At 62.5% G+C, this 23,022-nt stretch carries 22 protein-coding genes; 5 read left to right on the top strand and 17 right to left on the bottom strand.

Annotation, left to right across the window (positions count from 1 at the left end):
• Positions 1-2: 2 nt before the first annotated feature.
• From pqqB to IAE40_RS06510, 6 genes are all read right to left on the bottom strand, one after another.
• Positions 3-914 carry a pyrroloquinoline quinone biosynthesis protein PqqB gene (gene pqqB / locus IAE40_RS06535; protein WP_197889800.1) on the bottom strand — a complete coding sequence of 304 codons (912 nt, stop codon included), beginning with the start codon at positions 912-914 and terminating at the stop codon, positions 3-5.
• A gap of 72 nt (positions 915-986) precedes the next feature.
• Positions 987-1,064 (bottom strand): pyrroloquinoline quinone precursor peptide PqqA, encoded by a 78-nt coding sequence (gene pqqA / locus IAE40_RS06530; RefSeq protein ID WP_081255326.1) that lies wholly within the window; start codon positions 1,062-1,064, stop codon positions 987-989.
• A 167-nt stretch (positions 1,065-1,231) separates the two neighbouring features.
• A complete protein-coding gene (pqqF, locus tag IAE40_RS06525; RefSeq protein WP_200602877.1) occupies positions 1,232-3,565 on the bottom strand; it encodes a pyrroloquinoline quinone biosynthesis protein PqqF in 2,334 nt (777 codons plus the stop codon).
• Positions 3,566-3,656: 91 nt separating this feature from the next.
• Positions 3,657-4,451 carry a carbon-nitrogen hydrolase family protein gene (locus tag IAE40_RS06520; protein ID WP_200602876.1) on the bottom strand — a complete coding sequence of 265 codons (795 nt, stop codon included), beginning with the start codon at positions 4,449-4,451 and terminating at the stop codon, positions 3,657-3,659.
• A gap of 15 nt (positions 4,452-4,466) precedes the next feature.
• Positions 4,467-6,149, bottom strand: a complete 1,683-nt coding sequence (locus IAE40_RS06515; protein ID WP_200602875.1) for a flavin monoamine oxidase family protein — start codon at positions 6,147-6,149, stop codon at positions 4,467-4,469.
• Between the two features lie 165 nt (positions 6,150-6,314).
• Positions 6,315-6,776 (bottom strand): Lrp/AsnC family transcriptional regulator, encoded by a 462-nt coding sequence (locus IAE40_RS06510; RefSeq protein WP_054892204.1) that lies wholly within the window; start codon positions 6,774-6,776, stop codon positions 6,315-6,317.
• A 210-nt stretch (positions 6,777-6,986) separates the two neighbouring features.
• On the opposite strand from IAE40_RS06510, the gene IAE40_RS06505 reads away from it, so the two are divergent.
• Positions 6,987-7,637 (top strand): hypothetical protein, encoded by a 651-nt coding sequence (locus tag IAE40_RS06505; protein WP_226938331.1) that lies wholly within the window; start codon positions 6,987-6,989, stop codon positions 7,635-7,637.
• A 20-nt stretch (positions 7,638-7,657) separates the two neighbouring features.
• Positions 7,658-8,206: a serine acetyltransferase gene (locus tag IAE40_RS06500; protein ID WP_197889804.1), complete on the top strand. Its 549-nt coding sequence runs from the start codon at positions 7,658-7,660 to the stop codon at positions 8,204-8,206.
• A 15-nt stretch (positions 8,207-8,221) separates the two neighbouring features.
• Here IAE40_RS06500 and IAE40_RS06495 read toward each other — a convergent pair whose 3' ends face one another.
• Entirely contained in the window at positions 8,222-9,442 is a 1,221-nt protein-coding gene (locus tag IAE40_RS06495; RefSeq protein ID WP_234465080.1) for an MFS transporter, read from the bottom strand.
• An 87-nt stretch (positions 9,443-9,529) separates the two neighbouring features.
• Here IAE40_RS06495 and IAE40_RS06490 point away from each other — a divergent pair, with 87 nt between their 5' ends.
• From IAE40_RS06490 to IAE40_RS06480, 3 genes are all read left to right on the top strand, one after another.
• A complete protein-coding gene (locus IAE40_RS06490) occupies positions 9,530-10,090 on the top strand; it encodes a TetR/AcrR family transcriptional regulator (protein WP_197889805.1) in 561 nt (186 codons plus the stop codon).
• Positions 10,091-10,634: 544 nt separating this feature from the next.
• Positions 10,635-11,279 carry a hypothetical protein gene (locus tag IAE40_RS06485; RefSeq protein ID WP_200602874.1) on the top strand — a complete coding sequence of 215 codons (645 nt, stop codon included), beginning with the start codon at positions 10,635-10,637 and terminating at the stop codon, positions 11,277-11,279.
• A gap of 30 nt (positions 11,280-11,309) precedes the next feature.
• On the top strand, positions 11,310-12,353 hold the full coding sequence (locus IAE40_RS06480) for a hypothetical protein (RefSeq protein WP_200602873.1): 1,044 nt from the start codon (positions 11,310-11,312) through the stop codon (positions 12,351-12,353).
• A gap of 150 nt (positions 12,354-12,503) precedes the next feature.
• Here the strand turns inward: IAE40_RS06480 and IAE40_RS06475 are convergent, their stop codons facing one another.
• Genes IAE40_RS06475 through IAE40_RS06430 form a run of 10 tightly spaced genes read right to left on the bottom strand, consistent with a single transcriptional unit; the run spans position 12,504 to position 23,015 of the window.
• Positions 12,504-13,475 carry a hypothetical protein gene (locus IAE40_RS06475; protein ID WP_200602872.1) on the bottom strand — a complete coding sequence of 324 codons (972 nt, stop codon included), beginning with the start codon at positions 13,473-13,475 and terminating at the stop codon, positions 12,504-12,506.
• Positions 13,448-14,152 (bottom strand): hypothetical protein, encoded by a 705-nt coding sequence (locus tag IAE40_RS06470; RefSeq protein WP_200602871.1) that lies wholly within the window; start codon positions 14,150-14,152, stop codon positions 13,448-13,450. The genes IAE40_RS06475 and IAE40_RS06470 overlap by 28 nt, the downstream gene beginning before the upstream one ends.
• A complete protein-coding gene (locus IAE40_RS06465; protein WP_200602870.1) occupies positions 14,149-14,700 on the bottom strand; it encodes a baseplate complex protein in 552 nt (183 codons plus the stop codon). The genes IAE40_RS06470 and IAE40_RS06465 overlap by 4 nt, the downstream gene beginning before the upstream one ends.
• Positions 14,697-15,620 (bottom strand): hypothetical protein, encoded by a 924-nt coding sequence (locus tag IAE40_RS06460; protein ID WP_200602869.1) that lies wholly within the window; start codon positions 15,618-15,620, stop codon positions 14,697-14,699. Before IAE40_RS06460 ends, IAE40_RS06465 begins: the two co-directional genes overlap by 4 nt.
• On the bottom strand, positions 15,617-16,327 hold the full coding sequence (locus IAE40_RS06455) for a DUF4376 domain-containing protein (protein WP_200602868.1): 711 nt from the start codon (positions 16,325-16,327) through the stop codon (positions 15,617-15,619). Before IAE40_RS06455 ends, IAE40_RS06460 begins: the two co-directional genes overlap by 4 nt.
• Before the next feature lie 7 nt (positions 16,328-16,334).
• The gene (locus tag IAE40_RS25875) at positions 16,335-18,713 is read right to left on the bottom strand and encodes a phage tail-collar fiber domain-containing protein (protein WP_200602867.1); all 2,379 of its coding nucleotides are present in this window, start codon (positions 18,711-18,713) and stop codon (positions 16,335-16,337) included.
• A gap of 9 nt (positions 18,714-18,722) precedes the next feature.
• A complete protein-coding gene (locus IAE40_RS06445) occupies positions 18,723-19,247 on the bottom strand; it encodes a phage tail protein (protein ID WP_200602866.1) in 525 nt (174 codons plus the stop codon).
• On the bottom strand, positions 19,244-20,416 hold the full coding sequence (locus IAE40_RS06440) for a baseplate J/gp47 family protein (RefSeq protein ID WP_200602865.1): 1,173 nt from the start codon (positions 20,414-20,416) through the stop codon (positions 19,244-19,246). Before IAE40_RS06440 ends, IAE40_RS06445 begins: the two co-directional genes overlap by 4 nt.
• Positions 20,413-20,730, bottom strand: a complete 318-nt coding sequence (locus tag IAE40_RS06435; protein ID WP_063541464.1) for a DUF2590 family protein — start codon at positions 20,728-20,730, stop codon at positions 20,413-20,415. Before IAE40_RS06435 ends, IAE40_RS06440 begins: the two co-directional genes overlap by 4 nt.
• A complete protein-coding gene (locus IAE40_RS06430) occupies positions 20,730-23,015 on the bottom strand; it encodes a phage tail tape measure protein (protein ID WP_200602864.1) in 2,286 nt (761 codons plus the stop codon). Before IAE40_RS06430 ends, IAE40_RS06435 begins: the two co-directional genes overlap by 1 nt.
• Positions 23,016-23,022: the final 7 nt, after the last annotated feature.

Raw genomic sequence — 23,022 nt, 5'->3', positions numbered from 1 at the left:
CCTTACAACTCGATGCTCATGCCATCGTAGGCGACTTCCACGCCCCGGCGCTGGACTTCGGCGCGCTCCGGGGAGTCTTCGTCGAGGATCGGGTTGGTGTTGTTGATGTGGATAAGCACCTTGCGCTGGCGTGGGAAGGCATCGAGCACCTCCAGCATGCCACCGGGGCCGTTCTGGGCCAGGTGGCCCATTTCGCGGCCGGTGCGGGTGCCGACGCCGCGGCGCTGCATTTCATCGTCTTCCCACAGGGTGCCGTCGACCAGCAGGCAGTCGGCGCCGTGCATCATCTGCAGCAGCTTGTCGTCGACCTGACCCAGCCCCGGCGCGTAGAACAGCTTGCCGCCAGTGCGCAGGTCCTCGACCAGCAGGCCAAGGTTGTCGCCTGGGTGCGGGTCGAAACGGTGCGGCGAGTAGGGTGGCGCCGCGCTGCGCAATGGGAAGGGCGTGAATTGCAGATCAGGGCAGGCGGGGATGACGAAGCTGCCTTGCAGCTCGATGCGATTCCACTGCAGGCCACCGTTCCAGTGGCTGAGCATGGTGAACAGCGGGAAGCCGGTGCTCAGGTCCTGGTGGACCATGTCGGTGCACCAGACCTGGTGCGGGCAGCCTTCGCGCAGGCTGAGCAGGCCAGTGGTGTGGTCGATCTGGCTGTCGAGCAGGACGATCGCGTCGATACCGGTGTCGCGCAGGGCACGTGCCGGCTGCATCGGTGCAAAGGCCTGGAGCTGGGCGCGGATGTCGGGCGAAGCGTTGCACAGGATCCAGTGCTCACCGTCGTCGGACAGGGCAATGGACGACTGGGTGCGTGCCGTTGCGCGCAGGCTGCCATCGCGAAAGCCCTTGCAGTTGACGCAGTTGCAGTTCCACTGGGGGAAACCGCCACCGGCGGCGGAACCGAGAATCTGGATGTACATGGCTACTGTCTTGCCCCTGGTCCATGAAACGAAAACGCCCCGGCGGGCCGAGGCGTTGCACTGCAGCGCTGCTTAGCGGCTGGCGAAGTACATTGTGACTTCGAAGCCGATGCGCAGGTCGGTGTAAGCGGGTTTGGTCCAGGTGGTCATGGTCGAACTCCTTCCGGATGGTGTGGGTGGATGTCAGCTATCTACTTTGGTGCCGCCTGAGTCAGGAGGTTCCATTGGCTGAGATTGCGCTATCTTACAAGAAAAATTTGTACCGAAAGGTTAATTCTTCGAAAAGCGCCCTTGCAGTACAGGTAACAATCCTCGCCTCAGACAGAGGGAATTTGCTCAAAGCGCGCATCCGGTGCTTCGCTGGTGGCCAGGCATAGCCAGCCGTGCTCGGCGTCCAGAAGGCGTTTCACCAGATCGTCCAGTATTGGCTGGTCTGTCCTGAGAATAGACCTGCGCAGATGGGAAAGGTCTGTCGGCTCTGTAGCCAGATATGTCTGCCAGGCCCATTCGGCGACTTCCGCATTGGCCATCGCCGGCTCCTCGAACTGCGCGGCCAGGGCCCGTACGGCGGCGGGGTCGAACGTGACGCCGTCGGCCAACAGGCTGAGCAGGTGTTCGAGAATCTGGCCGGGCGTTGCCTGTGGCGATTGCACACCGAACAGCAGGCCGCCTTGGCCTTCTATCTGACGAAAGGCGCTGAACACGGCATAGCCCAGTTGCAGTTCGACCCGCAGGCGCTGGTAAACCGGCCCTTGCAGCGCTTGCGCCAGTACCCGACCTGCGCCTTCATCGTGTGCGGGAACCGGGCAGAACAGCAGCAGCGCATGCTCGCTGCCGCCCGTGGGGTGATGCAGCCAGCGTCGGGCCGGCAACGACCGGGAGGCCGGCGGTGGCGCCTCCGGCAACCCCGGTGCATGTGCCAATACCGCGCCGAGGGCCGCTTGCGCTGCGCCATCGAAGCCGATGGCGAGGCCGTGTCGAGGCGCGCTGGCCCAGATCTGCCCAAGCATTGTCAGGTCCAGCAGGCAGGCTGGCTGTGGCTGTATGGTTGCCTCGCGCAGGTGATCTGGCAGTGCCTTGAGCAGTGCCCTGATCGGGATGTGCGCTGGCTCGGCGGGCGCAGGTGTGTTCAGCAAGTGGGGTGCAGGGTGGCGCAGGTGTTCCAAGGCCAGTTCGAGGGTGCGGATTACCGCGCCAGACGTGCCCGCACAGCGCAGTTGCCAGTGTTCGCCAATGAGAGAGAAGTCCAGCTGCAGCGAGGCGCGGCGGGCGCGTTCGAGCAGTGGTTGCAGCGCTTGTGACAGCACTGCGTGAAAGCGCTCGCGCAGGGGCGAGGCGATACGCCAGCGTAGATACAGCGTTGCGAGGCCTCGCTCGACCGGCAGGATGTCGCTGACGGTCAGATCATCCGGCAGCGCTGCGTATCCAACCGGGAGGTCGGCGATCAGCAGGGGCTCATCGTGCGGTTGCTGCCATTGGCCTTGCTCACCGCTCGGCAGATCATCGAGCAATGCCTTGAAGGCTTTCAGTGCCTGGGCATCCAGCGCTTCGAACGGCCGCTGGGCACTGTCCCGACGGGCGAGTTCAAGTGCGCTGGCTGCTTGCTTGCGACTGAGTTGAAGGCGCTCGAACTCGTTGTTGAGCGCTGCGGCGTCCAGGCGCCGCAACGCGCCGAACCAGCCGTGCAGCAGTGCGCGAACCTCGGCTGGCGGGGCGTCCGGCTGCAGTTGCAGGCGGATGTGCCAAAGCAACTGGCCGGCAAAGGCATACAGCGAATCGCTGTGAACCTCCTGGAGCCAGCCGCGTTGGCGCAGGGCATCGAGCCAGCCGCCTGGGCGGCTGTCGCTCAGGCAGGCCTGCAGCAGGTCCAGGGCCTGCTCGGCACCTGGCGGAAGGTGCTCGTGGGCGAACAGCAAATCAAGGCCGCCTCTGGAGGCTTCGAGCTCGATCAAGGGAATATCGAGCAAGGGTGCGGGAGGCGTTTGCGCTTGCATTTCGCCCGCCCTGAACAGGCTGCCAAACTGCCGGCCCAGAGCTTCGAGCTGCATCAGCGATTGCGGCCCGCACAGGCTCAGATGGATCTGCCCACCGCGATAGAAGCGAGCATGGAAGTCGCCCAGCGCGCGCTGGAAAGCCGGGTCCTGCAACGCCAGGCTGTACCGGTTGCCTGCGTGGAACCCGCTCAAGGGATGATGTGGCGATACGCATTGCAACAGCCTGAACTGGCGTTGCGCCTCGGCATTGCGCGACCAGGCGATGAACTCCGCATGGATCACTTCACGCTCGCGGTGCTGGCGTGCCAGGCTCAGGTCCGGTTCGGCGAGCATCTGGCACAGGCGCTCCAGCGCTGAGCCCAGGGCCGAGACGGGCACTTCGAAGAAAAAATCGGTGGTGCGTTCGCGGGTACTGGCATTGACCTGGCCGCCGAACGCCTGGACATGCCGCATCAGGCCGTCTTCCAGCGGGAAGCGCGCGGTGCCGAGGAACAGCAGGTGCTCGAGAAAGTGCGCTAGGCCCGGCCACCTCGCCGGAGCGTCATGACTGCCGGCATGTACCCTCAAGGCGGCGGCGGCGCGCTTGAGGCGCGGGGCGTGGCGCAGGGTCAGGCGCAGGCCGTTGGGCAGGGTGAGTGTGTTGATAGCGTCGGTCATGGAGCGATGCTAGCGCATTTACGGCGGCCGGGCCGGTGCCATCTGCCACGGTGCCGATTTCGTCGGTGAACCCGAGCCTTTGCCGTCGGCTTCAATCCTGACCGCGGTGAAGATCCCGCCGCAGGTCCGCAAGATACGGAAACGCCTCACGCCCCTTCACCACCCGTTCGTGCTCAAGGTCGGCCAGCAATTGGCATTCCTCGCGTCCGGCCATGGCCAGCAGGCTGCCGTCCGGGCCGATGATGCTGCTCTGCCCGCAATACTGGATATCAGCCTCAGCCCCGCAGTAGTTGGCGTATACCAGATAGCACTGGTTCTCCTGCGCCCGCGAGCGCACGGTCACCTGGCAGACGAAGTCGTAGGGCGTCATGTTCGCGGTCGGCACCAGGATCAGCTCGGCACCCTCAAGCGCCAGGCGCCGGGCGTTCTCGGGAAATTCGATGTCGTAGCAGATCAGCAGCCCCAGCTTCCAGCCATCGAGCTCGACCACCGGAAAGTGGTTGGCGCCCGGGCTGAACATCGAGCGGTCCAGCTCGCCGTACAGGTGGGTCTTGCGGTAGTTGCACAGGCTGCGGCCGTGGGCGTCGATCAGTTGCACGCTGTTGTGAATCGAGCCGTCCTCCGCCCGCTCCGGGTAGCCATAGACGATGGCGATGCGCTGCGCCTGGGCAATCTCCACCACCGCCATGGCCGACGGTCCGTCTTCGGGTTCGGCCAGGCGCTGCACCGCTTCGGCGCCGATGTTGTAGCCGCTGAGGTACATCTCCGGGCACACCAGCAGTTGCGCGCCCCGCGCTGCGGCCAGTTGTGCCTGGTGCTGCAGGCGTTCTAGATTGCCGGGCACGTCCAGTGGCCTGGGCGCTCCCTGGAACAGGGCGATGCGCATGAGCGCCTCCTCGTCTCAGTCAGGCAGGGCGATAGGGCCGATCTCGTGGAACACGTCGCCCGGCCCGGGATTGTCAGCATGGGTCTTGCCGCCGAAGTGGTTCATGATACCCCACACCGCATTCAGCGACGTCTGCACCGCGCCTTCGACCCAGGCCGGGGTCCAGGACACGTCGTCGCCAGCGATGAAGATGCCGCGCTGCTCGGGGGGCAGGTCCTGTTGCATGAAGTGCGCGTACATGCGCTGGTTGTAGCGGTAGTGACCTGGCAGCGCGCCTTTGAAGGCGCCGAGGAAGTAGGGGTCGGCCTCCCAGGAGATGGTGATCGGGTCGCCGATGATGTGCCCGGCGATGTCGGTTTTCGGGTAGATCTTCTTCAGCGCATCCAGGGCAAGCTGCACGCGTTTCTCGGTCGGATGCGGCAGCATCTTCAGCGCATCGCTCATCCATGCGTACGACAGGCAGATCACTCCCGGCTTGTCGTCGCCGTTGTCGAACAGGTAGGTGCCGCGGGTCAGGCGATCGGTGAGCGTCATGCTCAGCAGGTCGCGGCCGGTCTGCGGATCCTTGTCCTTCCAGAACGGGCGATCGACCATGACGAAGGTCTTCGACGACTGCATGTAGCGGGTGCGGTCCAGGGCCATCCACATCTTCTGCGAGAACAGCGACTCTTCGCAGTCGATCTGGGTGGTCAGCAGCCAGCTCTGGCAGGTGGTGAGCACGGCGGCGTAGTGGCGGGTGTCGCCATAGTTGTCGGTAACCGCCAGGCGGCCATCGCTGGCACGGGCGATGCGCTTGACCCCGGCCCGCGGCGCGCCGCCGTGCAGCGAGCGAAGACTGGTGCCGGCCGGCCAGTGCGCAGTGCTGTCCGGCACATGCCGCCAGATGCCCTGCGGCACTTGCTCCACACCTCCGACCACCAGGTGCTGGTGATCGTCGCAGTTGGTCATGACCACGCGGAAGATTTCCAGCATCGAGTTGGGGAAGTCCGAATCCCAGCCGCCGGTGCCGAAACCGACCTGGCCGAACACTTCCCGGTGTTGGAAGCTCAGCTTGGCGAAGGCTTTGGAGGTGGCGACGAAATCGTAGAAGGTGCGGTCGTCCCACAGCGGCACCAGGGTATCCCACAGGGCCTTCAGGCGCGGTACGTCGCGCTCGCGGATGGCCTGCTGAATCTCGCCGAAGCGTGCGCCGTCCTCCAGCGCATCGGCCCAGGCTTCGGCCACCTCGTGGAACAGGGCCGGCAGGTCGGCGGCTTTCTCGGCGTAGTAGGTCTGGCCTTCGAGGTCGATCACCGTGCTGCCCGACGCCGGGGTCAGCGGGTTGGGGAAGGGTTTCGTTTCCAGGCCGAGCTTGTCGACATAGTGGTAGAACGCGGTGGACGATACCGGGAAGCGCATGCCGCCCAGCTCGGCGACGATACCGTCGGTGCCGTTGAAGGCCTGCGAGCGCAGGCGCCCGCCGAGCTTCGAGGCTTCGTAGACGACCGGCTTGAGGCCCAGCTTCATCAGCTCGTAGGCCGCCACCAGCCCGGCGATGCCGGCACCGACGATCGCCACTTCTTCGCCATGCCTTTCAGCGGGAATGCTGCCAAGGCCTGCGGGATGCTCGAGCCAGTCATCGAAGGCGAAGGGAAAATCAGGGCCGAAGATGGTGACCGGCGGCTTGCCGTCGACGGGGTGGCGGTTTTTCTTGTTCATCTGATGACCTTGCCAGAGCGGCTGCGCTGAGGGCGGAGCCTGAGTATAGGAAATGCGTGGCGGTCATTTTATGAAGCGTGGCGTTCGTAATTAAGAGCAATAGTGGCGTCGATATGCAGGCTGATATGTCGATATGACGATCAGGGTTCGCATTATGACAAACGCCTATCCAGGCTGCCCGCGATCCACCTTGCTGCTCAGGATGATCGAGGTGGTGGTCTTTTCCACTCCTTCCAGGCTGCCAATCTGGTCGAGCAACTGGTCCAGCTGTTCCGGTGAGTCACTGAGCAGCCAGGCAACGTAGTCGAACTCGCCACTCACCGCGCACAGCTGCTGTACCTGCCCCATCGCCGACAGGCGGCGCACCACTTCGCGCCCTGATCGTGGTTGCACCGTGATGCCGACATAGGCCTGCAGACCACCCCCGACCAGGCGCTGGCCCAGGCGCACGCCGTAGCCGGTGATCACCTTGTGCTTTTCCAGGCGCGCCAGGCGCGACGTGACGGTGGTGCGGGCGATGCCCAGCTGGCGTGCGAGGGTAGCGACGCTTTCGCGGGCGTTGATCTGCAGCAGGGCAATGAGCTGACGATCGATTTCGTCGAGGGCGATGGCGCGGGAGTCCGGCATGACAAATCTCTGCAATGGGTGCGCTAGCCTAGCCAGACCTGGGCTCGGGCGGCAAGATGAGCCGTTCGCACGATGATGGCAAAATGATTAAATCGATTTCACTTCTGTCCTTGAGCGGGTGCGTATTATGATGCGGCACTTGGTATTTGATAATCATTCTCGCTAAAGAATTGACGCCAGAAATCCCCTCTGCCTAGCTGTAGGTGCCACGTGTCCAGCCTGTTCAAGTTCGACGTCGATGCGGCGTTCTGTGTTTCCTTGCGCGATCGGCAGGACAGCCGCGAGCGCTTCATGCGGGAAGTGGGCAGCAGGATTGGCAATCCACTGGTCTTCCACCTCAGGGACAAGGACATCAACCCGATTCGGGGCCACTACGAGTCCCATCGCGCCTTGGCGCTGATGGCCCTGGAGCACGGCTGGCAGCGCATCCTGATTTTCGAGGACGATGCCAAGCCCTACGACTGGCGTGCCACGTCGATCAACTGGATCAACCGCTTCATCGCCACCCGGCCGTTCGAGAGCCTGCACCTGGGCTATACGATGGGCCGCACCTGGCTGACCTGGTTTCCATTCATCGCCCGTGGGCGGGTCAGTGCACCGCATGCGTACATTCTTTCCCAGGAAGGCTGTCGAGTGCTGGTTGCCGCGCCCTACGACGGTAGAACGCTGGACAGCCTGTTCAAGCGACGGATCAAGCAGCACTGCGCCTACCCGATGCTGTTCCGCCGCATCAGCACTGCCGCCTCCCAGGATGCGCGTGTCGCCCGGCATGAGGATGCGCAGTGGCAGCAGAACTGGGGGCGCCACCTGCGCTCGCCGCTGAAGTATTTCTGGAAAACCTTGTTACGCTGGGGCTTTTGATAACGCAGGGGAAACCGGCATTGACCTTCGAACATCTGCTGGAGTGCTGGCGACTGGAAGTCTCCAACAAAAAGAAGCCGGGACGGTTGGTCAGTTTGCTAAGTAACGTCCTGCGTCGGTCGCGCAGGGATAACAAGCTGCGCTTCCTGTTTTCCTACCGTCTGGCTCAGTACCTGGACGGCAAAGGGGGGCTTGCCCGCCGGCATGCCCGCGGCATGCAGCAGCGACTCAATCTGAAGTATGCGCTGGACATCGACATCGGCGCGCAGATTGCGCCTGGGTTGCGCATCGCCCATCTGCCAGGCGTTGTCATCACTCGGCATGTACGGATCGGGCGCAATTTCTTCATTCGCCAGAACTGCACGATCGGTATCAAGACCTTGGGGCTGGAGCACTACGCGCTGGAGATCGGCGACAACGTCAGCCTGGGCGCCAACAGTTGCATCATCGCCGACCGTCTGCGCATCGGTGACAACGTGGTGATCGGTGCGATGTCACTGGTCACCCGCGACATTCCCGCCGACACGACGTTCTACAACCCAAGGCAGGCGACGCTGCTGCAGCGCTGACGGTTGCCGTGAGGTTCAGCCGACCGAAGCTGCAGGCGAACGATTGCTGCGACTGCCCGACAAAAGCACCATGACTGCCGCCAGCAGCAACACACAGGCATAGGCATTGGTGGTAACGACCAGCCCGACATGCTGGGTGGCGATGCCGGCGGCAACTGCCGGCAGGCTGAAGGCCAGGTAACTCAGCACATAGAACCCGGCCATCAGCCCGCCGCGTTCGTGAGCGAGGGCCAGCGGCACGACCGAGCGCAAGGCGCCGAGAAATCCGCCACCAAAGCCCAGGCCGGCGACTGCGGTGCCGAGGAAGAACAGCCAGGCCAGGCCGCAGTCCACGCCGATCAGGGTCAGCAGCAGGCCGGTGACCAATGCCAGGCTGCCGCGGCGCAGGATCACCTGGGCCTCGCTGTTGCGCAGGGCGAAGATGCCCAGCGCGCCGCAACTGGTGAGGAGAAAGACCAGGGTACCGCCGACCAACGGTGCCTGCAGCCCTGTGACCTGGCGCGCGAGCGTCGGCCCCAGCGACAGGTAGAAGCCCCCCAATGCCCAGAGACTCGCATTCAGCGGTGCGATCCGCCAGAAGGCCCGCCGGGCCTGCGGCGGAATCCGCACCCGTGGCCGCAGCGAGGCCCATGCACCGGGCTGACGGCTGATGCTTTCCGGCAGGCGCGCCAGCACCAACGCGAACAACGCAAAGATCCCCAACAGAACCAGGAACACCCGGTGCAGCGGTTCGCCGGAAAACTGCATCAACGCACTACTGCCCAAAGCGCCAAGGGCCAGGCCCAGCATCGGTGTCACGCTGTTGAGCAGCGGCCCGCGCTCACGGTCGAAATCCAGCAACGCCGCGCCCAGCACGCTGGTAGCAAGCCCTGTGGCGCAGCCCTGCAGCAAGCGGGCGACGATCAACGCCTCGACCGATTCTGCACGCAGGAATACCGCCATGGCCAACACCTCCAGTGCCAAGGCGGCTGCTATCACTGGGCGCCGGCCGATGTGATCGGACAGCGAGCCGCACACCAGCAACGTCAGCAGCAAACCGCCCGCGTAGATGCTGAAGACCACACTCAGCAAGGCCGGCGAGAAGCCCCAGGTTTCGCGGTAGAGGGCGTAGAGAGGTGTCGGCGCGCTGGCCGCAGCCGAGAAGGCGATCAGTATCGCCCCCAATAACCACAGGGAGGCAGCGCGAGACAGACCGTTGCGGCGTTCGCGCATGCTTTTGGGTAAGGTATCGCTCATGGTTGCTCTCGCAAAGGCTAAGAGTTAGCTTTTGCAGACGATGAACCTGTTTCGAGATAAAAGCAAACTCTTTGCGTTAAGGTGCATATGGCGATCAATCAGGGCGTGCGTCCAGGCGGGCGTAGTGCGAGGGTCCAGGCCTCGGTCCACAATGCGGTCAATCAGCTGCTGGAGGAGCGCGAGCGTGGCGAACTGACCGTGCCGCTGATCGCTGCCCGCGCCGGAGTAACGCCTTCGACCATCTATCGACGCTGGGGCGACCTCAACGAACTGCTGGGTGACGTTGCGCTGCAGCGCATCCGTCCGGACAGCGGCCCGACCGACACCGGCAGCCTGGCTGGAGATTTGCTCGCCTGGGGCATCCAGTACATGGAAGAGACGTCATCGGTACCCGGCCGCGCCGCGGTGCTCGACTTGCTGGCGGCTGGTGGCGGCTGCTCCGGACGCTGCCTGGAGATTGCCACGGCACAGTTTGGCGCGATTCTCGAACGCGCAGTGGCACGCGGTGAGCCGGTTCCGAGCAATGATCGCGTGGTCGATAGACTGATGGCCCCGCTGGTGTACCGGATTTTGTTTTCCGGTGAGCCGCTGGAAGCGGCGTATGTAGAGGCGTTGGTGGAGGTGACGCTGGAGGGGATTACCGGCTGAGGGTTGCTTGCCGCCAGATGCAAAAAAGCCGCGCTGATGCGCGGCTTTGTCGTATCTGGTGGGCCCACACGGACTCGAACCGTGGACCAAAGGATTATGAGCCCGAAAAAATCCCCCGTGCCGGCTGATTAAATCTTCGATTCACCTGATTTTATTGAATATTTACCGACATTGGGGAAGGGTATTCGAATTCGGTGTGGACACATTGTGGACACATTCAACTGTACCGAGCTGCACAGATCTTCAATTCTTTGCACGCTGTGCAATGCCCTGGTACGCCAGGCGGCCCGTGCAGCGCCTGCCCTGGGCTGGGATTGCACCAGCCTTGGCCGTTGCACTATTTCGCGAGGCAAAGCGCGTCGGCGGGAGGGGGATAAGTGGTTTTTAGATGCCAATTTTTTATCAACACTGATTTTAGGGGTTTGACGTGCAGTTTGGGATGGCGCAGATAGTGCCAGACGATACTATGATGGCGATTGCCCACCAGTAGGTCTCTCTTCTGTAGCTAGCCCGGTCCCAATGAATAGTAGGAGAAGTAGAATTCATGGATATAGTAGATTTCGATCAGTGCCTGTTTTATTTAGGAATGACCAGTAAGTCTAAGAGTAGTTTAGAAGTGCTGCTGCCTTACGGCGCTGGCTTAGTTGGCGTGGTAGTCGGCTTCGTGATTAATGTGGTCCGAGATAAGTTAAAGGATAAATCCTCTAGAAATAGTAAGATGGTCTGTATTGATGAAGATGTTCATAGGCTCCGACATCTCATGCAGATTTCTATGCTAGAGCTGCTCGAGATTCTTAATGCTATCGATATGAAAAAAAAGCCACCAGGGGCAAATATACCTTCAAGTTTCAAAGCTCCTTTGCTTGAGGATTTCTTTGTTGATGTGGCGATAAAATATGATGTCCAAGTTCGCTACCACCTTAAAGAGCTAATCACGCATACCGCTAAGTTGGATCAAGGTGTTAGTGCTTTATTTGATATGCAGCCAGGCTTTGATATGTCCCTCAAGGTTTTGGGTCTGATGGATGCTCTTGCATATGGGGTGAGAAATTGCGATGGCTTTTACGGTGAGTCTGCACGGGCTGACGTTGTAGCGATATTGAAGTCGCTCAATGTGCATGAAGACAAAATAACTCTCTACCAGCACATGGTTTTGAATGCTGAAAATCATAACTCGCTAGAGCTATGACTCGATGTCGAACAATTTGAGGGGCGATTGATGAAGTATGAAAAGACCTTAAAGAAGCTATGCAGGCTGCCAAAGCTTGACCCATCAATCATTGTTGATTCGTTTGCGAGAAATGAAGGGGTGCCTGTATCGGTTGTAGCGATTTCCATCGAAAAGCCAGCTTTTGAAATTTATTGTGGAAATAATATTTTTTTGCTTTTGGAAAGACCTGTCAGTTTTCATAACAAGCGGTCTGGAAGACTGACAAACACTCAAATGGTTCTGCTGGAATATGCATCTCCAGTCCCGCTGTATCTCGGGCAAGGTCAACTTTCAAGTACTTTGTATGAAGCGCATAGGTCTCCTAAGCCACATCAGGCCGTAGATCAGTGGCTTGAAGATATAGTTGAAATTGAGCTATTGATTACGTACTTTTTACGGTATTTTTCTAATAGTGAAGCCCTAAAAGATTATCGCCTTATAATATTCGAAGCTATAGAGGCCTTTTACATGGGTCTAGATCATATAGCTATTATGTCTCTTTTGCCGGTATTTGAAGGAGGGTTGAGGAACGTCCAGAGTTTAGTTCTCAATGTAGATCGAGCGAATGTTAGTAGTGATATATTCGCAAAGCGTCTGAAACAGATCCTGAAGGAGTGGGGCTCTCGCCGGGTAGCCAAATATTCTTGGCATCCGGGAGTATATGGGTGTGATGATGTTGAGGTTGATTTTTATACTCACATATGCCCTCAAGCCGACGTGATAAATTGTTTTCTTATTTTTTTCAAAAACGTACTATATAAAGACTCTTGCAGCGGTCAGCTTGGGTTTAATAGGCATGTTATATTGCATCTGTTGGATAATGATTTCAATCGCCCTGCGAACTTCTATAGAATTTTTCTAGCGCTTACCCATATAGCATTTATCGAAAGTCTGTCTAATCAAAATGTACCTTTTTTTTGGCCTGGCTATGATACCGAGTCAAGGCGCTTGAGTAAGTATATCGAATACTTGGGTGCGAGCATGGATGGAAGGCGTAATATATTGAGGGGTTTCGGGATTTCCGGATACCCGACAAGAAAGGATGAGAATTAAGGCAGGCGCTGGGTTTTATAAATTAAGATGTTCACGATAACAGCACTTGCCACACAAAGGATGTCGCAACAATCAATCAAAGATGAAAGGAGCAGGGCCGAAAATATCGGGGCCTGCTACTCTTATGCGCTGATCTGGTCTGATTTCGATTTAAGCAGTGATGGGCTTGAGTTGGAGACCGAGAGACTTCGTGGCGGTGCTGGCGGTAGTGAATGCGCCGGCATTGTTCGGCGAGGGGCTCGACGCATGGGTGTGCCCAGCCAGCTCCAAGTTCATCTGCTCGACAATATCTAGGAGGTCGCACAGCACCTGCAGCACGTTCACTCCTCCCGACCCTAGCCACGTTTTCGGCGCCTGCAGGCGCTGACTCACAGCGACTACACTCCGTCGCAGGCCCTGAATCTGCTCCTGGTAGTCACCACCGATCGTCGCATTGAGCTTCTGCCCAACCACCAAGTTGAGATCGCGCCCGGTGGCCTGGTGCAGGTCATCGACAGCGGCCAGGCTTGCGGATCCGCCGGACAGCAGCTTGAGCGCGCCTAGGGCTTCTACCTTCTTCACCCCGCCCACCGTCTCGGTGGAATGGTCATCCACGTTCCTGGTGTGGCTCTGGAACTGCTCGGTGTTGGCGATGGCCTCAACCTGGCGTTCGATCGCCTTGTCCTGGATCTTTCCATCCGTCTGGCGCAGCCAGTTGCCGTCCGCGTCCACTCGCTGCTGGCAGGCCTCGCTGTGCTGCCAGACCTGGTCGCCCTTCGGTACCCGGGGCAGGCTCAGGCCATGCGGCAGGATCTGCTGGATAAACGGCTTGTGCGGCAGGCCGTAAGCGAACGAGACCACAACCGTGGTGCCCTCCTCGGGGAAGCCAAACATGCCAGCTTCCTGGCCGCCCATCGGCGCTGGCAGCGGCAGACTGGTGAACACTGGCAGCGCCGGATCCGGCTCGCCGTCTGGTAACAGTACCTGGACATCCACGCCGAAGCGCGGGCGGAAGTCGTCACACAGCCCGGGCGCCGCCGGCGCGTCCGGTACCGCGATCACGCGACCGAAGCGCGGCAGGTGATAACCCCCGGTGATCTCGGGGAATTGGCGCTCTACAGCGCGGCGGATTGCGTCTTCCATCGAATGGCCATCTGGTTGCCGGCGAGGGCCACGTGGGTGACGCGCTCGCCCTGGTTGATTGTTGCTCCAGGTCGCAGCCCGGGAAGGGCCGCGATCATGGCGCTCTGGTTGCCCTGGTAGCTGTCGAACAGCTCGACGGGCAGCTGCAGCGCAGGACGTACGCCGAAATAGCTATCGACCCAGCTACCCACGAACACCTCGCCGTCGCCTTGCTGCTGCCACATGAAGTCGGGAATGTCGTAGACCTGGGCCAGGCTTTCCATCGCCTGGTAGCCCGCCGCCAGGCTGTAGAAGTAGGGCGCCCGGCTCGAGGCGTAGGGCCGATCGGGGACGCGGAAGCGCAGCCCGGTTTGGCGACTGGCCTCCTCGAGCACGGCGCGTAGATCCACATGGCGCAGGTTCATCGGCATCGGCTTGGCCAGGATCGCCGCCAGCTCGCGGCAGAACAGCACCTGCTGTTTCGAGTTCGCTGCAGTACTCCGTTCGACGTAGCCCAGGAAATGCCGCTGCAGTGGCTTGTCGTTGTAGCCTAGGTCGAAGGCCACCAGGCCTTTCAACGGCTGGTCGGCCTGGACCGTGAACGTCGCCCGGCCCGGGTTTCGCAGCTCGAGGCGTACGTCTGCCTTGACCAGGTCATATCCGACCCCGGCCACGCTCAGAACTTGGTGGAGCTTCATTTGCCTCCCCCAAGCCAGTCATCCACCTTTTTCAGGGTCGCCTCAAAGCCAGTCAGCCCCTGCTTCTGGCCATCGTCCCCACCTCCTCCTCCACCAGCAGCGCCCACGGCGGATCCGGTACCGGATTGAGCGGTGACGGTGCCCTTGGCGCTGCGCTTCTCGACCTTCTCCGGGTTCGACTTTTTCTCCGTCAGCCCGAACTGGATGCGCCACATGGCAAGGATGTCGTCTTCGCGGGCGCTCACACCCTCGGCGAACTGCACTTGGCGCATGCCGAACGCGGCGGCGGTGTCGTTCACGACGCGGTACGTCTTGAGCTGGCCACCGCCCTCTGTGGCCTCGGCCACGCGCATCAGATCGCGCAGCCAGGCGGCGTTCTTGTACGGGATGTTCAGCGTCACGGTGAGCGTCTTGGGCTTGAAGCCCTTGTGCGCCGTCTCTGTGTTGCTGGTTTGCCCGGACAGGTCGTCCGCCTCGATGCGCAGGTTTGCGGTCACTTTCAGGCCTTTGCCCTGGATCGCGGTACCGTCCAGCAGGAGCAGTGTCATAGGCCCACCAGTTCGCGCACGAAGCTCAGGCCCTTCTGTGAGCCCACCATGATGACGCCGGCACAGATGACCCACTCGTGCCCCGGGGCGTCGTGCTCGAGCAGCAGGCGGCGCAGCTCGGCGTTGCTGCCTGGTCCGATCGCCCTGGCCCGTGTAGCGGTGTCCGGCTGGCGATCCTGCAGCGACTGCTGCAGATCCTGCAGCTGCTTGTCACGGTTGCGCTGTTGCTCGGCCTTGCGGCTGGCCAGCGCGCTCAGGTCTGCCATGGGTGAGCTGTCCGCCGCGTAGCTCTCCAGGACGGCCAACTGGCCCGCCATGGACCGCTGGGCGGCCTTGACGACGGTGCAGCGCTCCAGGGGCAGCGGCTGCCAGCGAGGGAGCGGGCCGGCCTGGGGGATCTGCCATTTTTCCGCCTCGAGCTTGGCCAGGTGATCGGCGCGGCGCTCGGCGCGGACCAGCTCCGGGACCGGCATCAGTGCATTGAAGCGGCCCAGACTTGCGGCCAACTGGTCGTAGCGGGTGGCCAGGAACAGTATGCACAGGGCGTGCTGCTCGCCCTGGGGCCGGGCCGCGTCGGTGGCGTCGGTGAGTTTGTTGGCCAGCGCCTGCAGGAGGTTCGGTGCTGACAGAAAGCGTTGGTGCCCGCGCCCCTGGCCTATACCGGATTGGAACGGTGTCACGACCAGGCACGCCGGCGGCTCGCTCAGCTGCTCGGCCATGGCCTGGCGTCCGGCCTCGCTCGGCCCCTTGGCTGCTGCACCGACTGGCCCCGGGTTGGTGGTGGTCACCGCCTCGAGGTCGGCCAGGCGCGTGCCGGTGCTGGCCAGCTCGCGATCGGCCAGCGCCTTGGCGCCGCTCAGCTGGTCCATCCATCTGGTGGATTCGGTGGGCCAGCGCATTGTGACCGGCGACCAGGTCATGCCGGCGCCGTCCAGGTGATGGCGCGCATCGCTTTGAGCTTCTTGTCCTGCAGTGCCTTGGCCAGGTCACGCTTCAACTGATCGGCGTGCTGCAGCGCGGCCTGCTTGAACAGCACCAGGTCCTTGTTCACCTGCAGCAACTGCTCGCGGGTGTGGTCCCGGAAAGCGCGCACGCCATCCGGGCCGGTGCACGGATAGGCGCTGTCCAGACCACTGAACATCAGGCCGGTCAGGTTTACCTGGTCCTCCAGGGCGCTGCTGTAGCGGAAGGCCTCGCCCAGGGCGCTGGAGCTAAAGCCCGCCTCGATGTACTGGCTGCAGCCGCCATTCACCTCTGTCAGCTTCTGCTGGTACAGCTTGGCCAGGATGGCGTTCGTATCGTCTACCCACTCGCCATTCTTCCAGACCTGGTCTGGTGCTGGCTTCTTCATCGTGTAGCCGGACGGGATCGCTCCCATACCGTCCAACGTCAGGGGCTCGCCGGTGGTGATGCTGTACACGACCAGGCCTTTGAAGTAGTCCACCAGCTGCCACTGTTTGCCGTCCCAGTGAGCCGCCTTGTTATCAGGAATGAGCGGTGGGGGAGTCTCTACGCACCCGCCGGGGATAAGGAACACGCCAGGCTCCAGCGGCGACTCTTCCGCTTCGGTAATACCGGTGAACAGGCCCATCGGGGAGGTCTGGTAGACGGTCTTCGTCTTTGTCATGAATGCCTCAATACTTGATGTAGGTGTACAGGGCCATGTTCACAGGCCTGGATTCGTTGCCGCCTGACGGATCGACGGTGACGGTGTGGGCATGAACGCCGTCCCCCAGCATGACCAAAGACGCACTGTGGACGTGATTTCCGCCTGGATCTACAGCTTGGATGGAACGCACTGGCCCACCGCCCGGGGCGACCAAATCTGGATAGATGCCCGCTACGTCGTTGCTACCCATACGAAGGGTATGAGGGTGAGTGCCGGACTCACCGATGGATACCGACGACCCCGGGTGGTAGTGCCAACCGTTTTCGCCCGTGACGGCGTAGTGGTTGTGGCTCTGGTTCTGGCTGTACTGCAAGGTGCTTTGCACCCGCCCTACGTCGAACCCACGGCCATCATCCATGTCGCGAATGAACAAGCCCCGTGTGTCGGGCAAGTTGAAGGTATTCACGCCGTCACCGGCCCCGAACAGGGTGCCGATCTGGGCAAAGAGGCGGGAAAAGGTCGTTCGACTGACTGCCGCGCCATTGGTCCGCAGGCATCCGGGCGGCGCGGTTCTGCTGAACGAAGTGACCAGGCTGCCCACCGGCAAGATCACTTCTGGGTTCAGGTTGCCCGTGTGGTACAGCTCGACGGTGGGGGTCCAGTTGCCGTCATTCTTTGTGGAGCGCGCAAGCATCCGCACATTCGGGCCGCCTTGCTGGAAAGCCAATTGAGCGGAGTACGTGCCGGCTGCGTACGGCATTACGAGGACGCTGCAGTAGTTCACAAGCGAGGTGGGGCCGTCAGTGAAGGCATGGAAACCACCCGGCAAACCGGGGGAGTCGATCGGACTCACCGGGGCGGTGCTGGACCCCAGCCCTACCTCACCCCGCCGAATCGCGTCGGTGATCCCGTATCCGGCCAGCGTAGTGGCCTTGTTAGCCTTGCTGCTGGGATCAAAGGTAGCGGCATGCCATACCTGGTTGCCGTTCCAATACAGCTCGCCGGCGGAAGTCATGGCCAGGGTGCCTGCGGCGACCGTTCCCCAATGAAAACCGATGCGGGGGGCGTACTCGAATGCCCCGCTGGCGTTCTCGACCAACCCCACCTCCCGGATCTCCAGCGCCGGCGTTTGATAGGTCTCGCCAGGCACTGGGGAATAGAAGCGGGGCACCTGCCCCGAATGACCGGTGTGCAGGGCATCGGTGATGCCATAGCCGGCCAGCGTGGTGGGCTTGCCGCTGTTGATCTTGCTCCAGTCGAGTGCAGGGATATCGCTCGGCAGCAGCAGCTCGCTACCGATGACTTGCCCTTTGGCGTTCACGACGGGCTTTGCCCAGGCGCCAGGCGTAACGCCGAGATCGGCCAGGGTCAGTCGAATACCCACGTTAATCGAACCGTCGATTTCGGCCTGGCCGGTTGCATCGCCAAGAAATGCCACCCGGCGTGCCGAGGCCCACCGGTGGGCTTTACCCGCTGGGGTGGTGCCGTCTTCGAGGTCGGCGACGCGCTGGCGGACCTCTGCGACCGATCGCGCAGAGGCAAAATGCTTGACCAGCGGTCCATCGATCACTTCCACGCCGCGCCGATCGACGACACCTGCAGCGCTGAGATCGGCCAGCGGCACGCAGTAGTGCTGAACCCCTACTGCATCTTTCCAGTCGCCGAACGCGTTCGCGCCGCCGAACACCACCGTCCAGCGAGCCACCACGTCGCTCAGCTGCCGTTCAAGGACTACATCCAGCCAGGCGGTAGTCGGCAGCGCTGGCGGGAGGATCGATGCCGCTCTGGCGTCGAGCCGAATACCCTCGACGTACGCCGTGCCAGCTTTGACCTGGTACCCGGTGGCGGGCGTGCCGATCACCTGCAGCGCATCATTGAAGAAACAGGCGCGCCCATATACGTCGCGGTTACTGAGGCGCTCGCGCTCATCGATCCCGGCCAGGCGCACGGTGAAATCATGCTGCCAGGTGCTGGCATCGATGGTGATCCCGGTCAGCTCCTGCGCGCCGCTGTACTCGACCAGGATGTTACGGGTGACGTTGTTGCCGATCTGCACCGGTGGGATGTTGCGGCGCTTCTGCTGCAGGGGCAGATAGGCCACGGCGAACAGCACGCCCTCAGCGGACTCCAGGCCCAGCCAGTTCCAGTCGAAGTCGCCGATATCGCTGCCCAGCATCGAGCTGTAGACGACCTGGTTCGGGTTCACGTACCCGCTGTTCCCTGCCGGGATCTCGTAGGTGTGGACGATCTGCGCCGCCGGCGGCTTCGCTGCAGCGCGGTCGATCGGCTTTGCAGGATCCAGCCCGGGCACGTTGGCGTAGATGAAGCGGGCGATGTGCAGGACTTCCTTTGCCCCCTGCTTCTGGGCAATCAGGCTTTCGCCGGCGAGGGTGATTCTGGCCACGGCGGGCTCCTACAGGCTGGCGACCAGCGTCTGCTGGTCGTCGTTGAAGTCGGCTGCGAGCAAGCGCAGCGTCACAGGGGTGATCGACACGAAGTCATAGCGGCGGCAGGTACGCCCGTACTGCTGCACCAGGACGCGCAGCAGCTCGGGGTTCTCCGACAACTGCGAGTCGGAAAGGCGCAGGAGCACAACGTCCCAGTCCCGATCGGGCATGCGCTCGTCGATCTCGATGTAGCCCACGCCAAGGCGGCGCAGGATGCGTTTCAGGCCGGCTGTGCTGCCGGCGTCCACGGCGTTGATGAAGGCGTACTTCACGCGCAGGCGATACAAGCCCTCGGGCTCGTTGTTGAAGCGGGTGATATCCCGCTGCCAGGCCATCAGATCGAGGATGGTCAGGTGGCAGGTCTCGGCGTCGGCCTGCAGGAGCGGCCACTGGACCCAGCCCTTCACCTTTTCCCACCAGGACTGCGCCGCTGCGGTGAGCTTTGCCAGCTCGGCGCCGCCGAGCCAGAACGGCAGTTTCATGCGAATCATGCGAACGTCACCTGCAGGCTGGCGATGCGGGGGATATCCAGCTGCGACACGATGTCTTCGCCGGCGAAGCGCAGCGACTCGATTTCGGGGAACACCTGGTGAAGCTCCTCACCGAGGCGGCTCAGTGAAAAGCGCGACTGCGGGTAGGTCAGGGTCGGGCGGTAGTCGCTGGCTGTGCTTTCGCGGAACGCGGCGCGGATGAATAGCGCGATGTTGTCCTGCAGGGCCTGCCTCTGCAGGGCGGTGAGGTTTGGCCGGGGCCACACAGTCACGCTGATGGCGTGAGGGGTTTCCGGCATCACGAACACGACCAGGTCGTCACCGTGGCCATGGTTCCCGCCGTCGCGAATGTGGGCGTTGATCTGCTCCAGGAACGATTCCGCCGGCACGCCGGCGTCGAACAGCACAAAGGCGTTCGCGCTGCCAGGACCGCGTGGCGCGCCGTGTTCGAAGTAGATCCCATCAGGGCGCACGCCCGGGAACGCGGCGATCATGGCGCGATACACGGCGTCGGTGTGCCACTGGTTCACCGCGCTGAACTGGTTGCGCACGCGAAGGCGCAGCTGGTCGTCGGGCTCAGGATCCGCACCAGGTGCCGTCATCCAGTCGTCGGCGTTGATGACCTGGGCAATGCCCGGTACCGGCTCGAGCAGGATCGCGTAGTAACCCGGGGCGAGGTTGTAGCCGCTGCCGACCTCGCGGGCGCTGACTTTGACCGACACCTGCAAGCGCCCGTCCGGGAACGTGGCGTCCTCGATCGTCACCAGCTGGTAGACGTGCCCGTTGATCGCAGCGGACTGCACGACCACGCCGGCGGGCATCTGCAGCTCGCCGGCGGTGTTCTCGCGGGTGAACAGCAGCACACCCTGGGCCTTTGTTGCGCCCTTGCGCTCGGTGTTCACCGCCCACGCCAAGGTGTCCAGCCAGGCGCCGCTGGCCGTCTTGACGAAAAAGTTGGGCAGGACGGTGTCGCTCAGGAACGTCAGCAGCCACATGACAGGCTTGGTCACCAGCGCGGTCACGACCCGCCAGAATGGGCTGTAGGCGCTGGTATTGCTCAGCTTGCTGCCCTGGGCGGCCACCTCGGCCTCCCAGGCCTGGCGCAGGCCTGCCTCGGTCGTCGGAATGCCGGCATCGCTCAGCGCCCGGCGGAAATCTACGTCACTCACAGAAACACCTCGATATCGCCGAATTTCAGGGTTTTGGCCGTGACCAGGTACACGCCTGGCCGGTCCTCGAGGATCCGGGCGGTGCCCGGTACCAGGCGTTCGTCGTCTTCCACCAGCAGCTCCAGCTGCAGGATGCAATCGGCCTGGCGTTGGCGGCTGCGCTCGGCCACCAGGGTCACCAGCAGCCCGCTTTCGCGGATCATGTGGGCGATGTCCTGGGCGATGCTGGCCCTGTCCTCGATCAGCAGCGGCTGGCGGGAGGGATCCAGGACCAGGTCGTTGTCCTGAATCAGTAGGTCGATGTACTCGCTCATCAGCCCACCGCCATGCCGATCATGTTTTCCAGCTCAAGCGGGGTCATTGGCTTGCTGCCGTTGTTGATCTCCACTTTTTCAACGTGCATGCGTCGATCCTGGCTCTGTGTGTTGTTCTGGATCTGCTTCATCAGCCCGCCCTGGGGCACCGCATTGGGCCGAACGGGTGTGATGCTTGGCGCAGCCTGGGCCAGACGCTCGCGGCTACGCTCTGCCTGCTCGATCGGCGCAGCCACCTCGACCTGGACCGGCGCCGCCGGCAGGGCTTCCATGCGCTTGAGCAGCGGCGCGATCGGTTCGACTGCAGGTGGCAGCGCTGCGGCCGGAGCAATCGCCGCCGGCGCAAGTGCTGCGCCTGGCAGTGTCTTGGGCTGCTGCTCGAGCACCTTGGCCACCGGCGCCGGCGGCACAGCCGCGGTTGGCAGCGCGGCCATCAGCGGGGCCTCTGGCTGGACGGTCATCAGTGCCCGGGGCTCGGGCAGCGTCAGTGCCGGCGCTGGCATGGGCGTGACACCGACCGGCACAGTCTGGCTGGGTATCTGCGGCACGTTGGGCGGCGTAGGCACGTCGCCGAAAGTGGTCTCGATGTTCACGCCCGGGATCTTGTTCAGCATGTCGATCAGGCCACTGATGGCCTTCTGGAAGATAGCCACGATGCCGTCCCACGCGGACTGCGCCATGGCGCCCCAGCCGCCCATCGAGCCGAACCAGTTGGCCAACTGGTGTAGCTGGTCAGCGACCCACTGGAACGCCTGGGTGTTCACCAGCGCGCTGGTCCACTCGTCCCAGTACACAACAGCGGCCACGACCAGGGCGATCAAGGCGGCAATGCCAGCGATCACCAGCCCCACGGGGTTGGCCATCATGGCGGCGTTGACCAGCCAGATAGCGCCCTGCCACAGCAACATGGCGCCCTTGGCCAGGCCGATGACCGCGATCATGGCGAGCACTCGCGCAACCAGGAGCACGCACTGGATGGAGTGGGCGACGAACATCGCGATGCTGCGCCAGCCGGTCCAGGTGAGCAGGGTCCAGACGACGTTCAGGCCCAGCATGGCCATCTTGCTCAGGCCCACCACGATGCTCAGCGTGCTGATCGCGGCGGTGATGGCCAGCGTGGCCAGCGTGGCGATCCCCATCACCCGGGTGATGTTCGGGAACAGCTGGGTCCAGCGGGTCAGCGTCTTGCCGATATCGACCAGGCGCGTCATCAGCGGCTGCAGTATCGGGATCAGCGCCTGGCCGAAGGCGATGCGCAGCGACTGGACCGCCGCGCCGAGCTGCTGCCAGGGATCGACCATGGCTGCGGCCATCTTCTCGGCCTGCTCCAGGCCCCGCACCTTGCCGAGCTGGTCAATGCCGTTCTTGAGGCGGTTGGTGTCCTGGGCCAGGGCGCCGATCACCTGGGCACCTTCGCCTCCGAAGGCCTCGACCAGCTTGCTGTTCGCGGCAGCGTTGCGCAGATCCCCGAACTTGCCCTGCAGCTTGGCCAGGATGTCGAGCATCGGCAGGACTTTGCCGTTGGTGTCGGTGAACTTGATCCCCAGCTTGTCCGAGGCGTTGCCGATGTTCTCGAAAAACGCCTTGTACCGCCCGCCGGCGTCGCCGCTCTCCATGGTGCTGGACAGGCTGCCCAGGACTGCCATCTGTTCGGCCAGGTCGATGCCCGAGGCGGTAGCGATCGCGCCCGCTTCCTTGAAGCCGTCTTTCATCTGCTCGCCGCTGGTCCTGAACAGCTGGACCGCCAGGGCGGTCTGGCCGCCCAGCTTCTCGACCCACTGGCTTTTACCCATGGCGTCGGCCTGCTGCTTCTGCAGGTTGTACAACGTGCCCACGTACTCGCTCATCACCGCCGTATCGGACTTGGTGGCTTTGGCGAGTACGTTGCTGGTGTTGGTGAAGGTGGCCAGCTGGGAGCCGGCCAGGCCTTTGATGGCGCCTTCGATCTTGTACGCCGAGGCGACGAACGACGCGGCGTTCTCACCGTAGGCAACGGAAAAGTCCAAGGACTTGGCGTTGAGCGCGTCCAGGGCGTCCTGGGCCACCCCCAGCGAGCGAACATCGCCCAGGGCGCGATTCACCTCCAGGGCAGGTGCCAGCGATCCCTCGATACCGGTCAGCGAGCCCCACAGGCCCGCCACGCCGGTACCGATCTGCTTGATGTTGGCTTCGCCCTTCTCCGCCAGGTCACTGAAGCCCTTGGTCACCTTGGCCAGGGGCGCGGTGACCTTGTCAGTCAGCGACAAGATGAAGTCCAGGCGGCTGGATGCGTTGTTCGCGCTCATGGGGTGG

The sequence above is a fragment of the Pseudomonas sp. S44 genome, from assembly GCF_016624805.1.
GTDB classification, from domain to species: Bacteria; Pseudomonadota; Gammaproteobacteria; order Pseudomonadales; family Pseudomonadaceae; genus Aquipseudomonas; species Aquipseudomonas machongensis.
The sequence above is the reverse complement of the archived record's forward strand: the minus strand, read 5'-3'. Positions and strand labels throughout refer to the sequence as shown.

Bases quoted from the DNA above. Each gene is read 5' to 3' on its own strand.
- IAE40_RS06435 (WP_063541464.1), bottom strand. From the start codon at position 20,730: ATGAGCGAGTACATCGACCTACTGATTCAGGACAACGACCTGGTCCTG.
- IAE40_RS06470 (WP_200602871.1), bottom strand. From the start codon at position 14,152: ATGAAGCTCCACCAAGTTCTGAGCGTGGCCGGGGTCGGATATGACCTG.
- pqqF (WP_200602877.1), bottom strand. From the start codon at position 3,565: ATGACCGACGCTATCAACACACTCACCCTGCCCAACGGCCTGCGCCTG.
- IAE40_RS06495 (WP_234465080.1), bottom strand. From the start codon at position 9,442: ATGAGCGATACCTTACCCAAAAGCATGCGCGAACGCCGCAACGGTCTG.
- IAE40_RS06480 (WP_200602873.1), top strand. From the start codon at position 11,310: ATGAAGTATGAAAAGACCTTAAAGAAGCTATGCAGGCTGCCAAAGCTT.
- IAE40_RS06465 (WP_200602870.1), bottom strand. From the start codon at position 14,700: ATGACACTGCTCCTGCTGGACGGTACCGCGATCCAGGGCAAAGGCCTG.
- IAE40_RS06510 (WP_054892204.1), bottom strand. From the start codon at position 6,776: ATGCCGGACTCCCGCGCCATCGCCCTCGACGAAATCGATCGTCAGCTC.
- pqqA (WP_081255326.1), bottom strand. From the start codon at position 1,064: ATGACCACCTGGACCAAACCCGCTTACACCGACCTGCGCATCGGCTTC.
- IAE40_RS06475 (WP_200602872.1), bottom strand. From the start codon at position 13,475: ATGGAAGACGCAATCCGCCGCGCTGTAGAGCGCCAATTCCCCGAGATC.
- pqqB (WP_197889800.1), bottom strand. From the start codon at position 914: ATGTACATCCAGATTCTCGGTTCCGCCGCCGGTGGCGGTTTCCCCCAG.
- IAE40_RS06445 (WP_200602866.1), bottom strand. From the start codon at position 19,247: ATGATTCGCATGAAACTGCCGTTCTGGCTCGGCGGCGCCGAGCTGGCA.
- IAE40_RS06485 (WP_200602874.1), top strand. From the start codon at position 10,635: ATGGATATAGTAGATTTCGATCAGTGCCTGTTTTATTTAGGAATGACC.
- IAE40_RS06460 (WP_200602869.1), bottom strand. From the start codon at position 15,620: ATGACCTGGTCGCCGGTCACAATGCGCTGGCCCACCGAATCCACCAGA.
- IAE40_RS06515 (WP_200602875.1), bottom strand. From the start codon at position 6,149: ATGAACAAGAAAAACCGCCACCCCGTCGACGGCAAGCCGCCGGTCACC.
- IAE40_RS06430 (WP_200602864.1), bottom strand. From the start codon at position 23,015: ATGAGCGCGAACAACGCATCCAGCCGCCTGGACTTCATCTTGTCGCTG.
- IAE40_RS06490 (WP_197889805.1), top strand. From the start codon at position 9,530: ATGGCGATCAATCAGGGCGTGCGTCCAGGCGGGCGTAGTGCGAGGGTC.
- IAE40_RS06520 (WP_200602876.1), bottom strand. From the start codon at position 4,451: ATGCGCATCGCCCTGTTCCAGGGAGCGCCCAGGCCACTGGACGTGCCC.
- IAE40_RS06455 (WP_200602868.1), bottom strand. From the start codon at position 16,327: ATGACAAAGACGAAGACCGTCTACCAGACCTCCCCGATGGGCCTGTTC.